Raw genomic sequence first — 24191 nt, 5'->3', positions numbered from 1 at the left:
GGCGCCCGCCGTCGATTACCTGATCTGCTGTTCCACCAGCGGCTGCGGCAGGGGCTGCGCCTGCACGCGGACCTGGGCCACGCTGGCGCCGTCCGCCGCCGGCACGGCTGGCAGCGGCGCTGCCACTTGAGCCGCCCGCGGCGCCGGTGCGCCGCTCCTGAGCGCGTCGGCGCGCTGGCGGGCCTGGCGCACCTGCTCGTCGGACAGCCGCGCCTTCTCGGCCAGCGCCGTGGCCTGGGCGGTCTTGCCCTCCAGCAGCAACAGGCTGAGCAGGTTGCTGGCCGGCAGCTTGTCGTCGCCGTCCAGTTCCAGGGCGGTGAGGAATTCGAAGCGCGCGCCTTCGCGGTCGCCCTTGCGCAGCAGCACCACGCCCAGGTCGTTGCGCACCAGCCGGTCGGTGGGCTGCAACCGCGCCGCCACGCGCAGTTCGCGCTCGGCCTCGGCGATGCGCCCCTCGCGCAGGGCGATCTGGCCCAGGCCGTGGTGCGCCTCGCCGGCCTTGCAGGTGCCGAGCAGGGCCTGGTACTCGGCCCTGGCCTGCGGGCTGCCGATGCGGCGCAGCGCCATGGCCTTGCTTTCGCGCACGTCCAGCGACTGCGCCGGCAGCGTCTGCAGGTGCGCCAGGGCGGCGTGCAGGCGGCCCTCGCGCAACATGCCGCGGGCCATGTCCAGCTGCAGTTCCTGGTCCTGGCTCAGGCGGCTGCCGCAGCTCTGGCCGAGTGCCGGGAAGCTCTCCGCCAGGTTGCCGCGCAGGTCGTCCGGCAGGTTGGCGCAGCCGCCCAGGGCCAGGCCGATAAAGCCCAGCAAGCACAACGTCCTCATCACATTCCCCCCAGTGCCTTGGTGATGGCCATGAACCCCGGCCCGGCCAGGATGATCAGCAGCGCCGGGAACAGCAGGGTGATCATCACCAGGCTCATCTTCGCCGCCAGCTTGCTGATCCGTTCCTGAAGCGAGGTCAGCCGGCGGTCCTCGAACAGGGCCTTGAGCGTCGCCAGCGAGGCCCGCGCGCTGCCGCCCTGGCGCAGCATCTGGCGCAGCACGCCGCAGCAGTCGGCGAGCTCGGCCACCTGCAGGCGCCTGGCCAACTGGTCCAGCTCGTCGGCCAGGTCCAGGCCGCTGTCGGCGTGGGCCAGCACCAGGTCCAGCTCCTGGGTCAGCAGCGGCACGATGTTGCGGCCCTCCAGTTGCACCACCCGCAACGCCTGTTCCACGGTCAGGCCGGTGTCGAAGAGGATGCGGATCAGCTGGATGAAGACGATGACTTCCTCGGCCAGGCGCCGGCAGCGCTTGTCCGCCAGGTGCGCCAGCACGCGCTTGGGCAGCAGGAAGCCGAGGCCGGCGGCGAAGGCCAGCGGCAGCAGCAGGTTGTCCAGGGCGTCGCCGCGCAGCAGGCCGGCCAGCGCCACCAGGGCGCAGGCCAGCAGCGGCAAGGCCAGCTGCGCGGCCTGGTACAGGCTGCGCGGCAGGTTGCCGTTCCAGCCGGCGCGGGCCAGCAGGTCGCGCACCTCCTGGTCGCCCGGCTGCAGGCGCCGCCCCAGCGGGCCGTCGCCGAGCCGTTCGATGGCCCGGGCGCCCCAGCGCGCGGCGTCCTCGCCGCCCTGCGCGGCGGCGCCCAGGCGTTGTTCGATCAGGTGCTGCTCGCGGTTGGCCGCGCGGCTCTGCGACACCAGCAGGGCCAGCGCCGCGCCGAACAGCAGCAGGGCCAGGAGTACGTACCAGGTTGCGTCCATGTCCGTCTCCTACACGCTCTTGAGCATGCGCCACAGCGTGACGCAGCCGACCGCCTGCAGCCCCAGCGAGGTCAGCAGCAGCGTGCGGCCGAAGCCGTCGCTCCACATGGCCATCAGGTAGCCGGGGTTGCTGGCCAGGATGTACATGCCCAGGCCCAGCGGCAGCACCGCCAGCACCAGGGCGCTGAAGCGCGTCTCGCCGGTCATGGCGCGCAGCTGGCGGCCGATCTTCTCGCGCTCGTGGATGACCTTGATGATGTTGTCCAGCAGGTCCGTGGTGTTGCCGCCGTAGCGGTAGTTCACCGTCACGCCCAGGGCGAGGATGTGCAGCTCCTCCACGTCGTAGAGTTCGGCGATGTCCTGCAGCGCCTCGGGCAGGCTGATGCCCAGCTGCACATGGCTGCTGGCGCGGGCGAAGATCGAGCGCAGCGGATCGTCGGCCGCCGCCACCGCCTGCTCGATGGCGTCGCCCAGGGTGCGCCCGGCCTGCAGGCTGCGCACCACCTGGTCGAGGAATGCCGGCATCTGCCGGATCATCTTCTGCAGGCGGCGCTGGTACAGCAGGCCGAGCAGGCCGTTGAACAGCAGCAGCACCAGCGGCACGGCCAGCAGCACCCCGAACACGTTCAGCAGGCGCCAGCCCGGCACGGCCAGCGCCAGCATCGCCAGCCCCGCCCCGACCAGCCAGGGGCGCATGTGCACGATGCCGGCGCGGCGCATGCGCCGCACCAGCCAATGCTGGGTGCGCGGCCGCGCCGCGGCGAGGTCGCCCAGGGCCTGGCCGGGCACCAGGCGGCGCACCACCTGTTCGTTGTTGCGCGCGCGCAGGCCCAGGCCGAGCAGCAGCACGGCCAGGCCCACCAGCGCCAGGCTGGCCACCGCCAGCAACAGCGCCCCGGCGCTCATGCCGCCACCTGGCGCAGCTTCAGCCCCGACGGCACGCCGGTGCGCACGAACCTGCCGCTGGCGCGCCGGTCCAGGCTGAACAGCGAGTTGGTGACGTAGATGCCGTCGCGCACCTCCAGCACTTCCAGCACTTCGCTGATGCAGCGTCGGCCGTTGGCCTGGCGGGTGATCTGCACCACGATGTCCAGCGCCGCGCAGATCATCTGCCGCAGCGTCTGCTCGGGCAGCTTGTGCCCGGCCAGGCCCACCAGCATTTCCATGCGCAGCAGCGAATCCATCGCCGAGTTGGCGTGCACCGTGCTCATCGAGCCGTCGTGGCCGGTGTTCATCGCCTGCAGCACGTCCAGCACTTCCACCCCGCGGATCTCGCCGAGGATGATGCGGTCCGGGCGCATGCGCAGGGCGTTGCGGATCAGGTCGCGGGCGGTCACCTCGCCGTAGCCCTCGGCGTTCGGCGGGCGCGTCTCCAGGCGCACCACGTGGTCGTGGCCCAGCTGCAGCTCGGCGGTATCCTCGATGGTGACGATGCGCTCGCGCGCGTCGATGAAGCCGCTCAGCACGTTGAGCAGCGTGGTCTTGCCGGTGCCGGTGCCGCCGCTGATGAGGATGTTGCAGCGGTTCTCCACGGCCTGGCGGAGGAACCCCAGCAGCGCTTCGTCGACGCTCTGGTAGGCCAGCAGGTCGGCGCTCTGCAGCAGCTCCTTGCTGAACTTGCGGATGGAGATGCACGGGCCGTCCAGGGCCACCGGCGGGATGATGGCGTTGACCCGGCTGCCGTCGGGCAGGCGCGCGTCGACCATCGGGCTGGATTCGTCCAGGCGCCGCCCCAGGGGCGCCAGGATGCGCTGGATGACGCGGTACACGTGGTGGTCGTCGATGAAGCGCAGGTCGCTCTGGTACAGGCGGCCGCGCTGTTCGATGAAGACGCGGTCGGGGCCGTTGACCAGGATTTCGCTGATGTCCGGGTCGCGCAGCAGCACTTCCAGCGGGCCGAAGCCGGTCAGCTCGTCCACCACCTCCTCGGCCAGGCGGTCCAGCTCGTAGCGGGAGATCGCCAGCTGGCGCCGCGCGGCGTATTCGCCGACCTTCTCGGCGACGTACTGGGCCACCGCCGGACGCGCGCCTTCCAGCAGGTTCACGCCGTCTTCGTCGATCTCGTCGATGATGTAGCGGTGCAGGCGCATCTTCAGCAGCTGCATTTCCTGCTCGTGCGCGCCGAGGCTACTGGCGTAGCTCATGGACGCGCGCCCCGGAAGCGGCCGAACCAGGGGAAGCGCCGCCGCGCCTGGCCGCCCACCGCGCCGAGCGGCTCGGCCAGGGCGCGCAGCTTCAGCGCCAGGGGGTCGCGCGGGGCCACCTCGAACAGGCTGCGCCCGAGGTTCTTCGCCCGCAGGCGCGCCTCGGCCGAGGCCGGCAGCACGCCGAAGAGTTCCAGGCCGAACATGCGGCACAGGGCCTGCTCGTCCGGCGGCACCGCGGGCAGGTAGCGCTCCACCAGCAGTTCGATGCGCGGCAGCGCCTGGCTGTTCTCGCGCAGGCGGCGCAGGCTTTCCAGGCCCTTCCGGCACGAGGGCACGCTCTGGTCCACCAGCCACAGCACGCGGCTGGCCTGCTGCAGCAACTGGCGGGCGAGCTCGCCTTCGGGCATGGCGGTGAAGTTGATCAGCACGTGGCTGAAGGCGCCGCGCAGGTTGCCCAGCAGCAGGTACAGCTCGGCGGTGGTCATGCGCTCCAGCACCCCGGGCTCGTCGGTCAGGCTGAGCAGGCGCAGGCCGGAGTCGTGGCGGCTGAAGGCGCTGTCGATCAGCGTCTGGTCGAGGCGGCGCAGGTTGCGCATGGCGTCGGCGAAGGTGAAGGGCGCGTCCATACCGAGGATGGCCAGGGCTTCGCCAGCCGGCTGGCCGATGTCCACCAGCAGCACCCGGTTGCCCTCCTGGGCTTGCAACGCCAACGCCAGGTGCAGGGCGACGAAGGCGCCGTCGGCGTCCGGCCGGGCGCTGGCCAGGGCGAACAGCTCGCCCTGCTGCACGGCGCTCACCGGCACGCTGGGCAGGCGTCCGCCCAGGCGCCGGACCAGCCCGCCCAGTTCGCTGGCGCGGGCGCCATAGGTGACGAAGTCGCGGGCGCCGGCGCGCATGGCCGCCAGCACCAGTTGGTTGTCCAGGCCATCGCCCACGGCCACCACCGCCAGCATCGGCCGCGCCGACACCAGGCCCTCGATCAGGGCGCCGTGGACCATCAGGTTGGCCTTGTTCAGGCTGATGAAGAGCACGCCGGCGCCGGTCACTTCCAGCAGCGCCAGCAGCTCCTCCAGGGTGCCGCTGGTGGCGGCGACCACCTGGCCGGCGCTGGCCAGGCTGCTCTGCAGCCACTCCAGCTCGCCGGCGTGCTGGGTCAGCGCGACGAAGGTCTGGGCGGCGTTGCGGCTTTGCGCGGCGGGCACGCGGCTGCCGCTGCGGCCCAGCGGATCGCCGGCCATCACTGGGACATCCCGCTGGCCGAAGCGCGGCCGTCGTACTGGCCGTTCTCCAGGAAGTAGAACTCGCCGAAGCCGGGGTCGTAGTTGCGCAGGCCCTCGCCGGGCAGCTTGGGCAGCGCGGCATTGGCCGCCAGCGGCTGGACCAGGTGCGGGGTGACCACCATCAGCAGTTCGCGGTCGTCCTTGTCCAGCTGCGAGGAGCGGAAGAACGCGCCCAGCACCGGCAGGTTGCCCAGGCCGGGGAACTTGTCGACGTTGCTCACCGTGTTGCTGCTGATCAGGCCGCTGATCACGAAGCTCTCGCCGTCGGCGAGGATCACGCTGGTGTCGGTGCGCCGCACGTTGAGCGCCGGCACCGCGATGCCGTTGGTCTGGATGCCGGCGGAGAAGTCCAGCTCGCTGACCTCCGGCGCCACCTTCAGGGCAATGCGCCCGGTGGACATCACCGTCGGCGTCAGGGTCAGGCGCACGCCGTATTCCTTGTACTCGATGGTGATGTTGTTGTTATCGCCGTTGGGCACCGGGATGGGGAACTCGCCGCCGGCCAGGAAGGACGCGCTCTGCCCGCTGGTGGCCACCAGGCTGGGGCGCGCCAGGGTGTAGGCGAAGCCGCTGCCTTCGAGCATGTTGAGGAAGCCCAGCACCTTGCTGCTGCCGCCGCCCCAGATGACATTGAAGCCGCTGTCGCTGGTGCCGAAGTTGCCCGTCACGCCGCCGTCGGAGCCCACGCTGATGCCGCTCAGGCTGCCCGGCGCGCCGAGCATGAACAGGTTGGAGCCACGCCGCACCAGCGAGGTGCTGGCCTGCTTGAGCTTGCTGCGGCTGACCTCGACGAAGCGGATGTCGGTCTGCACCTGGCTGGCCAGGTTGGCGGCGGCGACGGCGTCGCTGGTCGCGCCCACGTCGCGGATCGAACGCCCGGCCACCTGCACCTGGGCCCGCAGCGGGTCGCCCGGGCAGCCGGTCCAGACCAGCAGGCTGGTCTCGCCCTGGGCCTTGCCGGTGACCAGGAAGTTGCGCTTGTCCAGCAGCTGCACGTCGGCGATCTGCGGGTCGCCAATGGCCAGGCGCTTGATCGGCAGCGGCAGCTGCTGGTCCTGCTGGGCGCCCTGCTGCAGCGCCAGCACCAGCTTCTGCGGCAACTGCGCCAGCCCTTCGCAGGCCTTGGGCGCGGCCTGCGCCGAACCCAGCAGCGCCCACGCCATGACGCCCGCCAGGCAAACGCCCACCCCACCAGCCGGACGCCGGTATCCCATATTGCAAGCCATCCTAACTACTCCCTCTCCCTGCTTCAGGGGCTGATTCAAGGCGCCTCGTGGGCGACCGTGCCGCCGCGGTAGACCGTCACGCCCGCAGCGGCCCGCGGCCGGGCCGGGCTGCGCGGAGCCGCCGCGGCCACCGGCTGGCGGCGGCCGAGCAGTTGCTCCAAGGTGATGGACTCGGTGTTCGCGGCGGTCAGGGCGGTGTGCTGGTAGCTGCCCTGCTGCTCTTTCTCGTAGAGCTTCTCGTCCTTGCTGCGCACCGCCAGGCGCAACGAGCCGGCCTGGCTGGCCAGCATCAGCCGCGCGGTGGCATTCGCCGGCACCGCCAGCACCGCGGTGCGCGCCACCTTGCGTTCCTTGCCCTGGCCGTCGTCGGCATTGCGCTGCTGGCCGTCGCCGGCCACGGCGATCTGCTCGCCATAGGTGAGGACGCGCACGCCCGGCAGCACCAGCTGGGCGCGGACGTCGCGCTGGATGCCCTGCTGGTCGGCGACGTAGAGCACCACGTCGACGTAGTCGCCCGGCAGCACGAAGCCGCCGCCGCCGACCACGTCGTCCACGGCGATGGCCATGGCCCGCTCGTCCGCGCGGATGGTCCGCGCCAGCGGGCCGCCGGGTTCGAGCACGGCGCCGGAAAGGATGCTGCCGGCCGCCACCGGCACCCACACGCGCTGGCCGAGCAAGGCCTCGACCTTGGGGTAGCTGCCCGCCGGCGCGGTCTGCAGGTATTCCAGGCGCAGGTCGTCCTTGCCCAGCAGCGCCAGCGCCGGCAGGTCGCGGGTGACCACCACCACGGGGGTGCGCTGCAGCTTGTCCGGGTCGGTGGGGAGCACGGCAGGAACGGGTTCGCTGGCGACCACCGGCGCCTCGGGCCTGCCGATGGACAACCCCAGGTAACCGACCACCACCGCCCCCAGTAACAGAAGCCCGGCAAACGCCATCAACAATTTACTTTTCATGATGATTATTTCGTTGCAGCCAGCGGAAAGCACATTCGGGAAGCAAGTATCGAAAGCAGACTCGTCGATCTCGCGAGAAGGCCGGCAAGCTACCTTGGCGCCCCGATAAATAAAACGACCAAAAGCTACTAGGCCCTTCCTACTAGTTGTAAAAAGTTACTCCCCATAAAAGAATCGGAAGATATACCCGCAACGGAGGCACCATGAACTTCAAGTTGAAAATCCAGAAACTCGTCTCTTCCATGAAGGCATTCGCCAAGGACAAGGAAGGGGCCACCGCGATCGAGTACGCGGTCATCGCCGGGCTGATCTCCGTGGCCATCATCGCCACTTTGAAGCTGCTAGGTCCCAAGCTGGTCTCGGTCTTCGAGAAGATCACCAACTCGCTCTAACTTCCCGCCGCGGCAATAGCACCGCCCCACTTCATATCCGCAATCGAAGTGGGGCAAATTCATGAATATCCGCGCGCGCACTGGGCAGCTTTAATCAATAAGACCCGCCCAGCGGAAATGCAAAAGGAAACAGGCGAATACCACTCTCCGCAGAACTTCGGTAAAAGCGATGCTGACCCGATCGGAACTTCCCCTGATATTGCTCGTTGACGACGACCCGGACGCACTGGCCTCGACGGCGGAGTTGTTCGAAAGTCTCTTCAATATAAAAACCGCGGGTTCCGGCCACGAAGCCCTCGGCACGCTGGAGGAAACGCCCCTGCCGGACATCGTCATCGCCGACCTGGGCATGCCGGGCATGAACGGGCATCAGTTGTGCGAAGCGATCAAGTCCGACGCGCGCACCCGCGACATCACCATCATCTTCCTCACCGGCGAGGACACCACCGAAGCCGAGCTGGAAGGCTTCGAGCTGGGCGCGGCCGATTTCATCCCCAAGCCGGTGGAGCCCCGCACCTTCGTCAGCCGGATCAGGTCGCACATGCGCAGGAAGCTGGAGCGCGACAGGCTCCAGGACCTGAGCGAATACCTGGAACTGCGCTCGCGGAACCTCACGCAATCCAGCTGAACCGCCGGGGCCCGGCGCCTGCGCAACAAGGTCTGAACACAGTGGCTACGACAAGAAAAGCGAACCTGCACGGGCACCAGGCACTCATCCTCGACGACGAGCCCGACATCGTCGAAGAGGTCGTCGACCTGCTGAACTGCGCCGGCTACCCCTGCCTGGGCGCGCACACGACGGAACAGGCCCTGGCGCTGTTCCAGGCCAACCCCGGCATCGACATGCTGATCCTCGACTTCGACCTGCAGGACAGCCAGGGCCCGCGGGTGCTGGAGCGCATGCAGGCGCTGGCCGGCAGCGAGCGGCTGTTCGAGGCCATCACCATCAGCGGGCGGGCCGGCAAGGACGAACTGATCGACGTGCTGCGCAGCGGCTTCTGCGACTTCCTCGCCAAGCCGCTGAACCCCGAGCACCTGCTGGCCGCGCTGGAGAAGCTGGCCGAAAAGCTGGAGGAACGGGCCCGCGACCGGCAGCGGGTCATCCGCGCGGAGTCGCGCCTGGACGTGCTGACCGAGAGCCTGAAGTCCCTGGCCAGCGATGCGAAGAAGGCCATCAACTACGCCAGCACTGCGTCCAGGCCCGCCAGGGGCGAGCCCTCGAAGGACGACGAGGCCCTGTTGAACACGCCGGAAGACCAGTTGGCCAACCCCTTCTTCGCCAAACTCTCCCTGCGCCAGCTCGACGTGGTCAGGCTGATCGGCAAGGGCCTGAGCAACTACCAGATCGCCTGTAAGCTGGGCATCAGCGAGCATACGGTGAAACTCTACGTCTCCCAGTCGCTGCGCCTCACCGGGCTGAGCAACCGCACGCAGCTGGCGCTCAAGTCATCGCCCAGGCGCAAGGCGAACCACGACCTGTAGGCGCCCGCTTATTGCGGATTACCTCAGCGCCCCCCTGGCATCCAAGCCTCCAGGCGCGCCGGAGGAGGCGGCCAGCAGCATGGCCAGCTGGGTGCGGTTGCTGACCCGCAGCAGCTTGAATATCTGGGTGATGTAGAGCTTCACCGTGTTCTCGGAAATGCCCAGCTCATGGGCCACCCGGTAGTTCGAATAGCCCTTGCAGATCAACTGCGCGACTTCCTGCTGGCGCTGCGTCAGGTTGAAGAACAGCGGGCTGCTGATGTCGACCTTGTCCGGGGCGGCGCGCTCGTCATCGTCCAGGTCGAAGACGTTCGGGCCGCCGTGGACGTCCATCTTTATCGCGCTGACGTCCTGGAACAGCGAGTTCAGCGACTCCGCGATATGTTCCAGCCGGCCGTTGAGGTGAAGGATCCTGCGTTGCCGGCGGATGCTCTGCAGCAGCTTGCCCTCCACCCGCTCCACCGACTCGATCAGCTCCTGCGGCGCCACCGGCTTCATCAGGAAGTCCGAGGCCCCGGCGCGCATCGCCTCGACCACCTTGTCGCTTTCGCCGTACCCGGTGAGGACGATGACTTCGAAGATGTAGTCGTCGCCCACCGCGCCTTGGATTTCCTTGATGGCGTCCAGGCCCCATTCGCTGCCCAGGTTCAGGTCGCACACCAGGATGCGCAACTTGGCGTTCTTCTTGAACAGCGCGACCGCCTCGGCGATGGAACTGCAACCGACCGAGGAGAAACCGACGCTCTCCAGCACTTCGGAAAGCTCCGATGCGACCAGCGGCTCATCGTCGATGACGAGCACCTCGAACGCCCGGCGTTGTTTGTTTTTCATTTGACTCCCCACACTCGCCCCCTAAGCCCACAAGCCGCCAGGGCCTTTCCTTTCCAAAAATAAAACGCGGGACTTCACGGGTTGCTTCCCAGTAACCCCATCATTTCTTCCATGGAGTCCAAGTCCCCTGTTTCTGCCAGTTCTCGCAAGTACACCGCCAACTCCCCAGAGGCATCGGCGAGTGTTCGACTCCATTCGATGAGGTCGGTGATGGCGCCCGCTTCCACGAGCGCCTGAAGCTGTTGCCGCTGCCCTCGGCTCAAGGATTCCAACTGTCCGGCCAGCGCTTGCTGACGGCGGTCAGGCTTTTCGGTCACGCCGGCCAGGCCGCCGCGCAGGCGCAGCAGCTGGGCCAGGGTCACGCCCAGGTCGGCCAGGCTGATGGGCTTCACCAGGCTGGCGTCGAACGGCAGGCCGCCCGCCTGGCCGAGGGAATGCATGGTCTGCTGGGTGGCGGACATCAGCGCCACCGGCAGCCCGGGCCAGCGCTCGCGCAGCGCCAGCAGGAGCTCGCCGCCGTTGCAGCGCGGCATCAGGTAGTCGGTCAGGACCAGGTCCGGCCGCTGCCCGCCCGGGCCCATCAGGCGCTCCAGGCAGTCCTGCCCGTCGACGGCCGCCTCGACGCGGAAGCGGCTGGCCTCGAGCAGGTCCACCAGCATGTCGCGGATATCGGCGTTGTCCTCGACGACCCACACCAGCTGCCCCTCGCCGCGCACCGGCAGGCTCTTCATCGGCAGGTCGAACAGCTGCGGCTGGGCCATGTCCTGCTCGGTGCCGACGGCCAGGGTCAGCTCGAAGGAAACCCGGGTGCCTTCGCCGGGCGCGCTCTGCACCGTCACCCGCCCGCCCATGAGCTGGACCCAGTGCTCGACGATGGCCAGGCCTAGCCCGGCGCCTTCCACGCCGGTGGCGTCGCAGCGGAAAAACGGGGTGAAGAGCTTGGGCAGGTCCTGCTCGGGAATGCCGCAGCCGGTGTCGCTGACGCAGAAGCGCAGCTGCGCCAGGCCCGCCTTGGGCGGCTGCCCGGCGGCCTGCACCTGCAGGGCGATGCGCCCGTCGCGGGTGAACTTGGCGGCGTTGTCCAGCAGGTTGGTCAGCACCTGGCGCAGGCGCTTGGCATCCAGTTGCAGCACCGTGGGAATGTCGCCGCACAGCGTCAGGCGGAAGGCGTTGCGGTTGCGCTGGGCGAGGATGTGCGCATCCATCGCCACCGCGTCGAGCAGGCCGTGGATGTACACCGGCTGGATATCCAGGCGGTCGCTGGAAACGCCGCGGGCGTGGTCGATCAGGTCGTTGATCAGGGTCAGCATGTGGCCGGCGCTGCGCAGGATGACACCGGCCTTGCGGGTGCCGCGCCCGCCCTCCTCCTGCAGCAGCTGGGCATAGCCGATGATGGAGGTCAGCGGCGAGCGCAGGTCGTGGCTGACGCGCCCGAGGAAGTCGATCTTCGCCTGGTTGGCGTCCTTGGCCTTCACCAGCGCGGCCTGCAGCTCCGCGGTGCGCCGGGATACCGCCTCTTCCAGCTGCGCCTTCTGCCGGCGCTCGCTCTGCAGGCTCTCGGTTTCCAGGCGTTGCTTGCGCGCCTGCTGCTGCAGGGTGAACAGGCCGATGATGCCGATGATGATGCTCAGCCTGAGCATCACCACGTCCACGCTGAACTGCCCGCTGTAGCCCAGGTTGAGCAGGTAGCGAAGGATGAACCAGAAGCTTTCCGCCCAGCTCAGCAGGAACAGCCCCGCCAGCACCTGCCGGCAGAAGTCGCCGCGCAGCCGCAGCGGGAACAGCGACAGCGGCCAGCAGGCCAGGAGGCAGAAGCTCAGCGACAGGTTCAGCGTGCGCGCCAGGTTGTTCGGCAGCAGGGGCAGGGCGACGGCCAGCGCCAGGCAGGCGAACACGCCGGCCAGGTACAGGCGCCGCCATGCGCCCTGCCCGGCCAGGCCGAGCAGGCGCCGGGCGGCGACCAGGAAGCCGACCAGGGAAACCAGCCAGAAGGCGATGCGCATGCCCGGGCCGTGGATGAACTGCCCGCTGAACAGGTGGAAGGCCAGGTAGCCCTCCTTTTCCGCCTCCAGGGCGTAGGCCGCGCCCAGCCACACGGCGAGCATGGCGAAGCTCCAGTCCAGGCGCAGCAACAGCAGCACGGTCAGGGTGAGCACGCAGCCGAACAGCACCGCATGGGTCAGTTGCTCGACATTGTCCTGGGCCAGCACGGCGCCCATGTCCCACAGGTTCAGGGCCAGGCTCGGGCGGCTCTCGCTGCGCACCCGCAGCAGCAGCTCGCGGCTCTCCCCGGGGGCCAGCGCCACCGGCAGCAGGTTGCGCCGGCTGTGCAGCGAACGCTCGGCCAGGGGCACCGACAGGCCGATGCGCCAGTGCCCGTCGACGCGCCCGCCGGCCGCGTCCAGGCGGTACAGGTCGACCTCGCCGACGCGCCAGGGCGCCACTTCCAGCCAGCGCTCCCAGGCGAGGGCGTCGGGGTTTTCCAGCCGCAGGCGCAGCCAGAGCGTCGACTCCCGCCGCGGCGCCGCCAGGCTGCGGGCATCGGCCGGCCGCCAGTCCGCCTGGCGCCAGGCCTGCTCGGGCGTCAGCGCCTGGCCGGGCGCCTCCTCGAACACCTGGGCGCTGCGGGTCAGGTCGATGTAGGGCGCCTGCAGGTCGCCGCGGTTGAGGAACAGCGACACGCCCATGACCAGCAGCAGCGCCAGGCTCCCCAGCAGGGCCGTGAAGGCGGCGCGCGGGTCAGGGCGCATCGCCGGGCTCCAGGTCCAGGCGCGACTGGCGGAACTGGCTGGGCGAGAGGCCATAGCGCTCGCGGAAGGCGGTGGAGAAGTTGGCCCCGCTGGTGAAACCCACCTCCAGCGCGATGGCCTGGATCGGCAGGCCGGTGCCGCTGAGCAGCACGCAGGCCTCCTTCATGCGCTCCTCGCGCAGGTACTCGAAGACCGTCACGCCCACGCACTGGCGGAAGGCCTCGTTCAGGCGCTTGCTGTTGGTGCCCACGGCCTCGGCCAGCTCCTGCAGTTCCGGGGTGTGCGACAGGGTGCGCAGCAGCACCTGGCGGGCCGACTGGAAGAGGATGCTGTCGAGGTTGCCGGCGTGGCTGGGCGGCATGGGCGAGGCCTGCCGGTCGGTGCCCCAGCGGCGCAGGTGGATGGCCAGGCGCAGGCGGATTTCTTCGAGGTTGAAGGGCTTGGCGATGTAGTCGACGGCGCCCACCAGCAGCCCCTGGACGCGCTCCTCGGGGGTATTCGCCCCGCTCAGGAACACCACCGGGATATCCCGCGTATGGGTGTTCGCCTGCATCATCCGGCAGCAGGTCAGGCCATCCCACACGGGCATCAGCACGTCCATCAGCACCAGGTCCGGGTTGATCATCTGGACTTTCTTGAAGGCGTCCTGGCCGTTGCTCGCCAGGTAGATGCGGCAGCCCTGCTGCTGCAGGTATTCGGCGAGCAGGCGACGTTCGCTCTCCAGATCATCGACAACCAGGATGCGCTGCCCCTCCAGCGCATCGGGAATAAAGCTCGGCATTCCGATGAGTTCCTACACGTCAGTTCCCGCCCGACCGTTACTTTGCCATTACAGAGGGAATTTTCCGTATACGACGAAAATATTTTCCCTGCTAGCAAAGGGCCATGACATTCCAGCAGAAGCGCTACTTCCTGGCGCCGAGATAATGGCACCGAACGAAGGAGAGGCCCCTTGGCCCGTAGGTACCCCATGCCAGCAGAGTGCGTGACTGTCTCGCCCGCCCGCCCCGGCCGGCGTTCCCCGGAGGGCTGCCGCAGCCCGGCGCCGCCGCCACGGAGCCTGCCCCATGCTTAAGCGGATTCGCACCGACCAGGTTCGCCTGGGCATGTTCATCCAGTCGCTGGAGGGCAGCTGGCTGTCCCACCCCTTCTGGAAGACCCGCTTCATGCTGGAGAACCCCGGCGACCTGCGCGCCCTGCAGAACAGCGGCGTGCAATGGCTGTGGATCGACGACGCCCGCGGCCTGAGCGTCACCGACGCCGTCGCGCCGGCGGCGCAGGGCCCCGGCGCGGCGCCCGCCGCAGGCATCGCCGAGCCGGTCGTGGCGCTGGCCAGCGAGGCGCCGCCGGCCATCTACCCGAACGAGTTCTTCGAAGCCGCGCGCATTCTCGAACGCTCCAAGCTGACGCTGATGGAGCTGTTCCGCGAGGCACGCATGGGCCGGGCGATCGACCTGGACCTGTGCCTGCCGCTGGTGGAGGACATCTGCGCCTCGCTGGCCCGCGACGCCTCGGCGCTGATCAGCCTGGCGCGGCTGAAGAACAAGGACGAATACACCTACATGCACTCGGTGACGGTGTGCGCGCTGATGGTCGCTCTGGCACGCCAGCTCGGCCTGGACGTCGAGGCCCAGCGCGAGGCCGGGCTGGCCGGGATGCTCCACGACATCGGCAAGATGGCCATGCCGCCGGCGATCCTCAACAAGCCCGGCAAGCTCGACGAGGCCGAGCTCGCCATCATGCGCACCCACCCCGAACGCGGCCACGAGATGCTGCGCCAGCACACCCGGCTGTCGCCCCAGGTGCTGGACGTCTGCCTGCACCACCACGAGCGCTACGACGGCACCGGCTACCCGCACCGCCTGGCCGGCAACCAGATCAGCCTGCTGGCGCGCATGGCGGCGATCTGCGACGTCTACGACGCCATCACCTCGGACCGCCCGTACAAGTGCGCCTGGGAAGCCGCCGGCTCCCTGGCGCGCATGGCCAGCTGGGAGGGGCATTTCGACCCGCAGCTGTTCCAGGCCTTCGTCAAGACCATCGGCATCTACCCCATCGGCAGCCTGGTGCGCCTGGAGTCCGGCCACCTCGGGGTGGTGGTCCAGCAAAACCCGGAGAACCTGACGCGCCCGCAGGTGCAGGTGTTCTTCTGCTCCCACCGGCGCCAGGCCATCGCCAAGGAACTGCGCGACCTGGCCGACGTGCGCATCTACGACCGCATCGTCCAGCGCGAGGACCCGCTGCGCTGGGGTTTCAGGAACCTGGAGCGGCTCTGGCTGCCCGACGGCCTGGTGCCGCCCGGGATGGTCCCCAGCCGGGGCCACGACGACGGGCACGACTGAGGGCGTGCCCAGGCCCCGGCGGCGTTCGGGGCTCAGACGTGGAAGCGGCCGACCAGCGCCTGCAGCTCGCCGCCCAGCCGCGCCAGCTCCACGCTGGAAGCGGCGACCTGCTCGCTGGCCGCGGCGGTCTGCTCGGACACGTCGCGCACGCTGACCACGCTGCGGCTGATTTCCTCAGCCACGGCGCTCTGTTCCTCGGCCGCGGTGGCGATCTGCTGGTTCATCGCCTGGATGCTGGACACCGTGCGGGTGATGCTGCCCAGCGACTCGCCGGCCTGGCGGCTGAGGGCCACGCTGCTGGCGGTCAGTTCACGACTGCCGAGCATGGCGCTGGAGACCTGGCGAGTGCCGCTCTGCAGGCCGGCGACCAGGGCTTCGATCTCCTCGGTGGACTGCCGGGTGCGCAGGGCCAGGCCACGCACCTCGTCGGCCACCACGGCGAAGCCGCGGCCGGCTTCCCCCGCGCGGGCGGCTTCGATGGCGGCGTTGAGGGCCAGCAGGTTGGTCTGTTCGGCCACCGACTTGATCACGTCCATCACCTTGCCGATCTTCTCGCTCTCCTGCTCCAGGCACTGCATGGCGTCGGCCGAACGTTCCACCTCCCGGGCCAGGCGCTCGATGCGCTCCACAGCCTGGTTCACCACGCGGTCGCCGTCGTGGGCCTCGCGGTCGGCGGCGGACGCGGCCTGGGAGGCCTGCTCGGCGTTGCGCGCCACTTCCTGCACGGTGGCGGACATTTCGTGCATGGCGGTGGCCACCTGGTCGGTCTCGACCTTCTGGCTATTGGCGCCGGCGCTGGTCTGCTCGGTGACCGCCGACAACTGCTCGGCGGCGCTGGCGATCTGCGTCACGCCATCGCGGATGCCGCCGATCAGGTCGCGCAGGTTCCAGCTCATGCGCTGCATGCTCTGCTGCAGGCTGCCCAGCTCGTCGCGGCGGCTGACCTGGATGTTCTGCGACAGGTCGCCCGAGGCGATGCGCTCGACCACCTGCAGGGTGTCGTGCAGCGGCCGGGTGATGCGGCGGGTGATGAACCAGGCGGCCAGGGCGCTGGCCAGTATCGCCAGCAGGGCCACGCAGGCCTGGGCCATGCGGCTGAAGGCCGCCACCTCGTCGCGCAGTTCGATCTGCTGGCGGGTCAGCGCCTGGGTGATCTCGCGGGTCTGCTCGGCGACCTTGACCAGCACCTGGCGGGCCTGTTCCACCGTGGCGGTGGCGGCCCGGTAGGCCTCGATGCACTTGGCGTAGCTCTGCTGGTCCGCCGCCACCGCCAGCAGTTCGGCGGGGGGCTGTGCGCCGAAGACCTTGGCCTGGCGCGGGAAGTTCTCCATGGCCAGGCGCATCTGTTCGTTCAGCAGCCGCTCGGACTCCGGCCCGGGGTGGGCCACGTAGCCCGCCGCGCGGTAGCGGACCAGCAGCAGGTCCTGCATCAGCTGCGTGCCGGCCTGGTAGTAGGCGAAGCGGCGTTCGTCGTGTTCGTCCAGGCCCGCCGCCAGCGCTTGCAGGGCGGAGAGCGCCTTGAAGGCCCGCTCGGCGCGCTCGGCCATCTCGTCGCGAACGGCGCTGGCCGCATGGTTGGCGGCCTGCAGTTTGCCAAGGGCCTGGCGGTAGTCGCCGACCAGTTCGCCCTGCTGCTGTTCCAGGGCGAGCAGGTCCGCGCGGGCGAACAGCTTGCGCGCGCGCATCGCCGCCTGCTGGCGCTCGAAGTCGTCCAGCGCCGCGCCCAGGCGCTGCTCGCTGGCCGCCTTGGCGCCGTCCAGCAAATAGTCCTGCAACGACAGGCGCAGTTCCGCCAGCGATTCGTTGAGCGCGCCGTAGATCTCCTGGGCCCGGCTGCGCTGCAGCAGGCTCTCGCGGCTGATCCAGTCGCCCACCGCGAGCAGCGCGGTGAGACACAGGACCAGGCCGAAGCCCAGCCCCAGCTTGTAGGTGACGCCGAGATTGTCAAACCAGTTGCGCATGGCGCGAGTCGCTCCCGTTCCGAGGCCCCCGGCAGCCGGCGTGCGCGGAACGGGCCTGTTGATCCAGCTGCACGAAACGGCCCCGCCGGCGATTGCCGGCGGGGCCGTTGCGGTTGCTAGAAGTTGTTGGCGAGGTCGATGCCGGACTTGCCCGGCGAGAGGATGTTGTTCGGGTCCAGGGCGCGCTTGATGGCGTGCTCCACCCTGCGCTTGACCGGGCCGTAGATCTGCGCCACGCGGTCCTGGAAGGCGGTGTTCACGCGGTACACCGCGTAGCCCTCCTTGGCGAACTCATCCAGCAGCTCGGCGAAGCAGTCGTGGGCGCGCTGGGTCTCCTCGGGGTCGGTGCGGTCGTAGAGCACGTCGATCACGTGGTGCATGTCGCGCCAGCCGACGATGAACTCGCCGGTGTAGTCCAGGCCGTGCTTGTTGAGGATGCGCTTGGCCAGCACCTTCTGCTTGTCGCACTCGCTGCCGCGCGCCTGGCTGACCGGGGCGAACCACATCGAGCCACCGCCGCCGCGCCAGTTGTACAGGCCGAATTCCTGCAGGTTGGGCACGCCGCTCATCAGCTCGGCGCGGTACTTGAACGGCTGGGTGTCGCCGGCCTGCTCCTGGGTGACGATGCGGCCCTTGCCGGACTTCTTCACGGTCTCGGTGACGATCTTCCAGTTCACCTCCACCTGCTCGGCGGTGCCGTACAGCGCCGCGTAGACGTTCCACTGGCCCAGGCCCTTGTCCTTGACGATCTGCTGGACCACGGAATCCGGTGTCGCGCCCTTCTCCTTGATGTAGTCCGAGCGGCGCACGCTGATGCCGCCGGCCTCCCACAGCGCGTTGGCGATCACCACCGCGTTGGGGATGATCTGGGCGATGCGCAGCGGGCGGATCATCTCGACGATGTCGGCGATGTCCGCCTCGTCGTCGTAGACGATGCTGAAGGGCTTGAACACCGGCGGCTTGGGCATCAGCCAGAAGCCCATCTTGGTGCAGATGCCGTAGTTGGCCTGGGTGAACATGCCGTCCAGGGTCGGGCCGTAGCCCCACTTGAACACCTGCCAGGCCTTGTCGCCGGGCACCCCGCCCATGCCGGTGCGGTAGACGTCGCCGTTGGCCAGCACCACTTCCATGCCGCACTGCATGAGGAAGTGCTCGCCGTAGGGGGTGTAACCCACGCCGCGGTCCATGGTGTTGCCCACCGGGCCGGCGATGGCCGAGGGCGCGGAGAACGACAGCATCAGCGGCAGATTATTTTCCTGCAGGTAGTCGTAGAGCTGGCCGTAGGTGACGCCGGGCTCGACCAGGGCGGTGCACAGCTCCGGGTCGACGTGGATGATCCTGTTCATCTTCTTCAGGTCGAGGATGACCTGGCCGCGTTGCGCCGGGGCCGCCGAACCGTAGCCGAAGTTGCGCCCGGTGGAGATGGTCCACAGCGGGATCTTGAACTCGTTGCAGATCTTCACCACGCCCTGCACCTGCTCCAGGCTGGTGGCGGTGACGGCGGCGGAGGGCGCGTGCTCGGCGTTGTCCACCGGCATCATGATCTTGCCGTAGGGGATCAGCTGGTCGTCCTTGGCCAGGACGTTCTCCTCGCCCAGCAGCTTGCGGAACTTGGCCAGCGCCTGCTGGAAGTGGCTGGCGTCGACGCCGCGCGGGAGCACGGCCTTGTTGGTTGCGTCAGTCATGGGAGGTGCTCCTTCAAGCCTGGATCGAGAACGAAACGAAATGCCCGGCCAGCGGGCTCGGGCGGCCGGCCACCAGCGGCGCGGGCGCCGGCGGCTGCGCGCCGAGCGAGGCCAGGCCGTAGCCGAGGGTGGCGGCCCATTGCTCGGCGTTGCCGGCGCTGCGGCCGGCTGCGCCCAGGCGCAGGGGCTGGCGGCTGCCCAGCGGGCACTGCTCGCGCAGGTCGAAGCCGGCGCCGCAGGCGTCCAGCTGCAGGCCCAGTTGCAGGGCGTGGCCGTGGGCGGCGTCCGCGGTGATCAGCCGGTGCCGCGAGGCGCGCGCATCGGCACTGTGCTCACCGAGCCACTGCACGCGGGCGCCGGCGCTGCGCGCCAGGTCGACCACCAGCGCGGCGCTGGCGTCGTCCAGCAGGCCGACGATGCGCTGCGGCCGTCCGGCCTCCAGGCGCCGTTGCAGTTCACGGACGAAAGCCAGGCTGGCATCGCTGCGCAGCAGCTCGGCCCGGGCCGCAGCCGGGTTGGCGGCGAGGCCCTGGAGAAAGGCCGAGCCGGCCACCGCCGGGCTGATCAGCACCAGCGTCGGCTGTGCCACGGCGCTGCCGGCGACGCCACGCGCCAGGGCCAGGCCGGAGCCGCCCATGGCGATGCCCGCCAGCCCGCCCAGGGCCATGCCCTTGAGCAGGGAACGACGTTCGAGATTCATGGCGCGCTCCTCAGGGCTTGGCCGCCGGCGCGGGCGCCTGCGAGATGTAGTCGGCGACCTGTTGCAGCGCCTTGTCGTCGATGAAGGAGGCGGGCCAGGCCGGCATCGCCCGCAGGCCGTTGCGCGCCACCGCGACTATGTAGGCCGCCGGCAGCTGGCGCCCCTTCAGCTCCGGCCCGATGCCGGTCTCGTGGCAGCGGCCGCAGACTTTCTCGTAGACGTTGGCGCCGCCTTTCCACACGCCGTCGCCGTCGGCGAAGGCGCTACCGGCCAGCACGAGCAAGGGCACGCAAAGGCAAGCAGCGAAGGTCCGTTTCACAGCCGGGCTGTCGAAGGATAAGGACATTTCGTACTCCATCTTGTTATTGGATTGGTGGGGCCGGCGGCCGCTCAGAAGGGATAGGGCCGCGGCGAGTGCTGCAGGGTGATCCAGTGGTCGGTGGTGAATTCCTCGATCGCCCAGTCGCCGTTGAAGCGGCCCAGGCCGGAGTTCTTCTCGCCGCCGAAGGGGGCGTTGGGTTCGTCGTTGACCGGCATGTCGTTGACGTGGGTCATGCCCGCGTGGATGCGCTGGGCGAACTGCACGCCGCGCTCCAGGCTCGACGTGAACACCGCGCTGGACAGGCCGTATTCGCTGCCGTTGGCCAGCTCCAGCGCATGCTCGGCGTCGCGCGCGGCCTGGATGCCCACCAGCGGGCCGAAGATTTCCTCGCGGGCGATCTCCATGCCGGCATGCACGTCGCCGAACACGTGGGGCGGCATGACGTTGCCCTGGGGCTCGCCGCCGACCAGCAGGCGCGCGCCCTCGTCCAGGGCCTTGGCGACCTTCTCGCGCAGGCCCTGCAGTTGGCGGTCGTTGATCACCGGGCCGACCACGGTTTCCGGCTTGCGCGGGTCGCCGTAGGGCAGCGCCTGGACGCGCTCGACGAAGCGCCGGGTGAAGGCCTCCAGCGCCGGCTGCTCGACGATGATGCGGTTGATCGCCATGCAGATCTGCCCCTGGTGGAGGAACTTGCCCACCACCGCGGCGTTCACCGCCTGCTCAATGTCGGCGTCGGCCAGGACCACGAAGGGGCTGTTGCCGCCCAGTTCCAGGGCCACGTGCTTGAGGTGCGCGCCGCCGCTGGCGATGCGGCCGATGTTGCGCCCGACCTGGGTCGAGCCGGTGAAGGAGATGAAGGCCGGCACCGGGTGCTCGACGAAGGCGTCGCCGATCTCGCTGCCGGCGCCGACCACCACGCTGAGCACGCCGGCCGGCAGCCCGGCCTCCTCGAACACGCGCGCCAGCAGCAGGCCGCCGGACACCGGGGTGTCGCTGGCCGGCTTGACCACCACCGCGTTGCCCAGGGCCAGGGCCGGGGCCAGCGAACGCTGGGTGAGGTGCAGCGGGAAGTTCCACGGGCTGATCACCCCGACCACCCCGAGCGGCACGCGGTACACGCGGCTTTCCTTGCCCGGCACGTTGGAGGCGACGATGCGCCCGTGCACGCGGTTCGGCAGGCTGGCCGCCTCCAGGGTGATGGCGCGCGCCGCGCCCCATTCGATCTGCGCCTTGAGCAGGGTGCTGCCGGATTCGCGGACCAGCCAGTCGATGATCTCCTCGCGGCGCGCATCGAGGATGCGCACCGCTTCGAGCATCACCCGGGCGCGCTCGGCGGGCGCGGTGGCGGCCCAGGCCACCTGGGCCTCGGCGGCCTTGGCATAGGCGGCGTCGAGGTCGGCGCGGTCGGCCAGGGCCAGGCGCAGCAGGCTGTGCCCGGAGTAGGGGTCGAGGACCTCCATGTACCGGCCGCTGCCGCCGGCGCGCCAGGCGCCGGCGATCGGCTGCAGGTCGAGGTTCTGGTAGGGCTGGGGTCTGGTGCTCATCGTTGCTGGTGCCTCTTGTCTGGACGAGGGACGGCCGCCGCCGGCCTGGGCGAAGGCCACGGAAACAGGGAAACGGGCTGGGCGAAGGTCAGTCGCCGGGGCGGGCCGGGCGGCGCCGGGCAAGGGCGGGATGGGCTAGCGCACGGGCATGGCGGAAAGCGCGGAGGATGTTCATGTCGAAATCACCGGTTTCTTGTTATGGATTTTTCAGTTGCAAGTGTTTCGGCATTAACAACTATCGTGCCAGCTGCGTTCTATTTAAAAATACCCTTTAAAAACAAATAGTTGTGATTTAGTCGGAGGATTTCTACGGCGCCTTTCGCGCTGGCGGCGCGGCGGCCGCGGAATTTTGTGCAGAGAAAAACGCGGCGCTGGAGAAAGCTCGACGGACGCGGCCAAAAACGGGATTTCGGGCGGTTATCGTACATTTTGCGCTCGCCGCCCCTCCCCGTAAGACTGGAATCCGATTGACCGCCATGGCCGGGCCGGCATACTCCCCAGACCAGCCTGCGTCTTCTTGAACTGCCTTATGACTATTACAAATCCGGGCAAACACGGGCGCGCGGTGGACGAAGAGTTCTTCCGGCACATGCTCAGCCGGCAGAAACGCCTGATCGTCGACCGCGCCTGCCAATTCGATCCACGGGGCCTGCCTTCTGCCGAGCAACTGGCCGAGACCGTGGCCTTCTCTCCCCAGGACGGCAGCATCTGGCTGTGCGGCCAGCGCATGATGCTGCTGCAGGGCTCCGCCTTCGGCGCCATCCGCCGCGAACTGATCGAGGCCCAGGGGCTGGACAAGGCCCGCGGCCTGCTCACCCGCATCGGCTGGCAGGCCGGCGCGCGCGACGCGGCGCAGGTCAGCGAGCAGTGGCCCGAGGGCGACCACGCCAGCCTGTACAGCGCCGGGCCGCGCCTGCACATGCTCGAAGGGATGGTCAACGTCGAGCCGATCAACTTCGAGATCGACACCAGCATCGGCCACTTCTACTCCGAGTTCTTCTGGCACAACTCGCTGGAAGCCGACGAGCACATCGCCACCTACGGCCTGGGCAGCGAGCCCTCGTGCTGGATGGGCATCGGCTACGCCAGCGGCTATGCCTCGTCGCTGCTCGGGCGCCTGGTGGTGTTCCGCGAGGTGGAGTGCCGCGCCATGGGCCACCACGCCTGCCGCATCATCGGCAAGCCGGCGGAGGAATGGGACGACATCGACGCCGACCTGGCCCACCTGGACGCCAGCGACTTCCTCGGCCGCAGCACCTACGGCAGCAGCCAGGCGACCACGGTCGCCACGCTGCCCAGCCCCGACGAAGACCAGCCGATGGTCGGCATCTCCGCCGCCTTCATGGCCGCCAGCCAACTGCTGCAGCGCGTGGCGCCGACCCAGGCGACAGTGCTGCTGACCGGGGAATCGGGCGTGGGCAAGGAACTCTTCGCCCGCACCCTGCACCAGGCCAGCAAGCGCAGCCAGGGGCCGCTGGTGGCGCTGAACTGCGCGACCCTGCCGGAGAACCTGGTGGAGGCCGAGCTGTTCGGCGTCGAGCGCGGGGCCTTCACCGGCGCGGAGCGCTCGCGGCCCGGGCGCTTCGAAAGGGCCAACGGCGGCACCCTGTTCCTCGACGAGATCGCCACCCTCAGCCTGGCCGCGCAGAGCAAGATCCTGCGCGTGCTGCAGGAAGGCGAGCTGGAGCGGGTCGGCGGCACCACGGCGATCCGCGTGGACGTGCGGGTGGTCGCGGCCACCAACCTCGACCTGCGCCGCGAGGTGGAGGCCGGGCGCTTCCGCGAGGACCTGTTCTACCGCCTGAACGTCTTCCCCATCCACCTGCCGCCGCTGCGCGAGCGCCGGGAAGACATCCCGCTGCTGATGAGCTACTTCCTGCGCAAGTTCAGCCTGCGCCACGGCCGGCAACTGGCGGGCTTCAGCACGCGCCTGGTCAACGCGCTGCTGACCTACCGCTTCCCGGGCAACATCCGCGAGCTGCAGAACCTCATCGAACGCGGCGTCATCGCCGCCGCCGATGGCGAGGTGATGGACGTCATCCACCTGGCCGAAGGCGGCGCCGCGCCGATAGCCGCGCCCATAGGGCTGACGGCGGAAGGCCGGCTGTCCCGCCCCCTCGCCGAAGCCGGTAACGAACCGCCCGCGCAGGCGCCAGCGACGCCCGAGGCAGCGCCCGGAAAGGCCGTGGAAGAACCCGAACTGGCCAGCCTGCTCGCCTTCGTCTCCGGCCGCAACCCGACCCTCGGCATCTCACTGGAAGACGTGGAAAGACGCCTGGTGCAAGTGGCGATGGAACGCACCGGCGGCAACATCACCGCCGCCGCGCAGATGCTCGGCATGAGCCGCGCCCAGGTCAGCTACCGGCTGAAGGGGCGCTGAGGCGGGGGCCTGCAGCTGCGCATACCGTCGTAGGATGGTGTTGAGCGAAGCGATACCCATCACCACGACCGCATGGGTATCGCAGGCTCAACCCATCCTACGGGGCGTCATGTTTACCGTAAGCGGACCTTGTCCGCGATTCGCGCGCAGGGCGCGCTCCTACAGGGGAATGGCGTAGGCGGGGCAGCGTAGGATCTCATCCGCGAATCGCGCCGATGGTTCCGGCTATCGCGGAGAGGCTCCGCTCCTACCGCATGGGCGAGCATGGCTTTTCGTAGGATGGTGTTGAGCGAAGCGATACCCATCACCACGACCGCATGGGTATCGCAAGCTCAACCCATCCTACGGGGCGTCATGTTTACCGGAGCGGACCTTGTCCGCGATTCGCGCGCAGGGCGCGCTCCTACAGGGGAATGGCGTAGGCGGGGCAGCGTAGGAGCGGATCTCATCCGCGAATCGCGCC

Annotated in this window: 20 protein-coding genes; 5 read left to right on the top strand and 15 right to left on the bottom strand. The window is 69.2% G+C overall.

Annotation, left to right across the window (positions count from 1 at the left end):
- Nucleotides 1-15 precede the first annotated feature (15 nt).
- Genes RN02_RS07070 through cpaB form a run of 7 tightly spaced genes read right to left on the bottom strand, consistent with a single transcriptional unit; the run spans nt 16 to nt 7339 of the window.
- Complete coding sequence (locus RN02_RS07070) at nt 16-822, bottom strand: hypothetical protein (protein ID WP_043313833.1); 807 nt, start codon at nt 820-822, stop codon at nt 16-18.
- On the bottom strand, nt 822-1733 hold the full coding sequence (locus tag RN02_RS07065; RefSeq protein ID WP_043313832.1) for a type II secretion system F family protein: 912 nt from the start codon (nt 1731-1733) through the stop codon (nt 822-824). Before RN02_RS07065 ends, RN02_RS07070 begins: the two co-directional genes overlap by 1 nt.
- A 9-nt stretch (nt 1734-1742) precedes the next feature.
- Nucleotides 1743-2639 (bottom strand): type II secretion system F family protein, encoded by an 897-nt coding sequence (locus RN02_RS07060; RefSeq protein ID WP_043313831.1) that lies wholly within the window; start codon nt 2637-2639, stop codon nt 1743-1745.
- Nucleotides 2636-3877, bottom strand: a complete 1242-nt coding sequence (tadA, locus tag RN02_RS07055; RefSeq protein ID WP_009618290.1) for a type 4b pilus Flp biogenesis ATPase TadA — start codon at nt 3875-3877, stop codon at nt 2636-2638. The genes RN02_RS07060 and tadA overlap by 4 nt, the downstream gene beginning before the upstream one ends.
- Nucleotides 3874-5118: a type 4b pilus Flp biogenesis protein TadZ gene (gene tadZ / locus RN02_RS07050; RefSeq protein ID WP_009618289.1), complete on the bottom strand. Its 1245-nt coding sequence runs from the start codon at nt 5116-5118 to the stop codon at nt 3874-3876. Before tadZ ends, tadA begins: the two co-directional genes overlap by 4 nt.
- Nucleotides 5118-6386, bottom strand: a complete 1269-nt coding sequence (locus tag RN02_RS07045; RefSeq protein ID WP_081884708.1) for a type II and III secretion system protein family protein — start codon at nt 6384-6386, stop codon at nt 5118-5120. The genes tadZ and RN02_RS07045 overlap by 1 nt, the downstream gene beginning before the upstream one ends.
- A 35-nt stretch (nt 6387-6421) precedes the next feature.
- Nucleotides 6422-7339: a Flp pilus assembly protein CpaB gene (gene cpaB / locus RN02_RS07040; RefSeq protein ID WP_009618287.1), complete on the bottom strand. Its 918-nt coding sequence runs from the start codon at nt 7337-7339 to the stop codon at nt 6422-6424.
- A gap of 203 nt (nt 7340-7542) precedes the next feature.
- Between cpaB and RN02_RS07035 the strand changes: the two genes are divergently transcribed.
- The 3 genes from RN02_RS07035 (at nt 7543) to RN02_RS07025 (ending at nt 9213) form a co-directional block, all read left to right on the top strand.
- Nucleotides 7543-7731, top strand: coding sequence for a Flp family type IVb pilin (locus tag RN02_RS07035; protein ID WP_043272457.1), 189 nt, complete (start codon nt 7543-7545; stop codon nt 7729-7731).
- Nucleotides 7732-7930: 199 nt separating this feature from the next.
- On the top strand, nt 7931-8359 hold the full coding sequence (locus RN02_RS07030) for a response regulator (RefSeq protein ID WP_052267670.1): 429 nt from the start codon (nt 7931-7933) through the stop codon (nt 8357-8359).
- A gap of 41 nt (nt 8360-8400) precedes the next feature.
- Complete coding sequence (locus RN02_RS07025) at nt 8401-9213, top strand: response regulator (protein WP_052267669.1); 813 nt, start codon at nt 8401-8403, stop codon at nt 9211-9213.
- A gap of 18 nt (nt 9214-9231) precedes the next feature.
- Here the strand turns inward: RN02_RS07025 and RN02_RS07020 are convergent, their stop codons facing one another.
- The 3 genes from RN02_RS07020 to RN02_RS07010 form a co-directional block, all read right to left on the bottom strand.
- Complete coding sequence (locus RN02_RS07020; protein WP_052267668.1) at nt 9232-10044, bottom strand: response regulator transcription factor; 813 nt, start codon at nt 10042-10044, stop codon at nt 9232-9234.
- A gap of 74 nt (nt 10045-10118) precedes the next feature.
- A complete protein-coding gene (locus RN02_RS07015) occupies nt 10119-12794 on the bottom strand; it encodes a hybrid sensor histidine kinase/response regulator (protein WP_043313829.1) in 2676 nt (891 codons plus the stop codon).
- On the bottom strand, nt 12784-13575 hold the full coding sequence (locus tag RN02_RS07010) for a response regulator transcription factor (RefSeq protein WP_043313827.1): 792 nt from the start codon (nt 13573-13575) through the stop codon (nt 12784-12786). Before RN02_RS07010 ends, RN02_RS07015 begins: the two co-directional genes overlap by 11 nt.
- A gap of 286 nt (nt 13576-13861) precedes the next feature.
- Between RN02_RS07010 and RN02_RS07005 the strand changes: the two genes are divergently transcribed.
- Nucleotides 13862-15136, top strand: coding sequence for an HD-GYP domain-containing protein (locus RN02_RS07005; protein WP_052267667.1), 1275 nt, complete (start codon nt 13862-13864; stop codon nt 15134-15136).
- 32 nt (nt 15137-15168) lie between these two features.
- Here RN02_RS07005 and RN02_RS07000 read toward each other — a convergent pair whose 3' ends face one another.
- From RN02_RS07000 to RN02_RS06980, 5 genes are all read right to left on the bottom strand, one after another.
- Nucleotides 15169-17097, bottom strand: a complete 1929-nt coding sequence (locus tag RN02_RS07000) for a methyl-accepting chemotaxis protein (protein ID WP_043313826.1) — start codon at nt 17095-17097, stop codon at nt 15169-15171.
- Nucleotides 17098-17213: 116 nt separating this feature from the next.
- Nucleotides 17214-18782 (bottom strand): FAD-binding oxidoreductase, encoded by a 1569-nt coding sequence (locus RN02_RS06995; protein ID WP_043313825.1) that lies wholly within the window; start codon nt 18780-18782, stop codon nt 17214-17216.
- Between the two features lie 13 nt (nt 18783-18795).
- Nucleotides 18796-19482 carry a hypothetical protein gene (locus RN02_RS06990; protein ID WP_043313824.1) on the bottom strand — a complete coding sequence of 229 codons (687 nt, stop codon included), beginning with the start codon at nt 19480-19482 and terminating at the stop codon, nt 18796-18798.
- 10 nt (nt 19483-19492) lie between these two features.
- Nucleotides 19493-19828, bottom strand: a complete 336-nt coding sequence (locus RN02_RS06985) for a c-type cytochrome (RefSeq protein ID WP_043313823.1) — start codon at nt 19826-19828, stop codon at nt 19493-19495.
- A 44-nt stretch (nt 19829-19872) separates the two neighbouring features.
- Nucleotides 19873-21348, bottom strand: coding sequence for an aldehyde dehydrogenase family protein (locus RN02_RS06980; RefSeq protein ID WP_043313821.1), 1476 nt, complete (start codon nt 21346-21348; stop codon nt 19873-19875).
- A 529-nt stretch (nt 21349-21877) separates the two neighbouring features.
- On the opposite strand from RN02_RS06980, the gene RN02_RS06975 reads away from it, so the two are divergent.
- A complete protein-coding gene (locus RN02_RS06975; RefSeq protein WP_043313818.1) occupies nt 21878-23728 on the top strand; it encodes a sigma-54-dependent Fis family transcriptional regulator in 1851 nt (616 codons plus the stop codon).
- The last annotated feature ends 463 nt before the right edge of the window (nt 23729-24191 follow it).

Origin of the sequence: Pseudomonas sp. PI1 (genome assembly GCF_000812405.1) — a bacterium.
Taxonomy (GTDB): domain Bacteria; phylum Pseudomonadota; class Gammaproteobacteria; order Pseudomonadales; family Pseudomonadaceae; genus Pseudomonas; species Pseudomonas citronellolis.
This window is presented reverse-complemented; position numbering and strand designations above follow the sequence as displayed.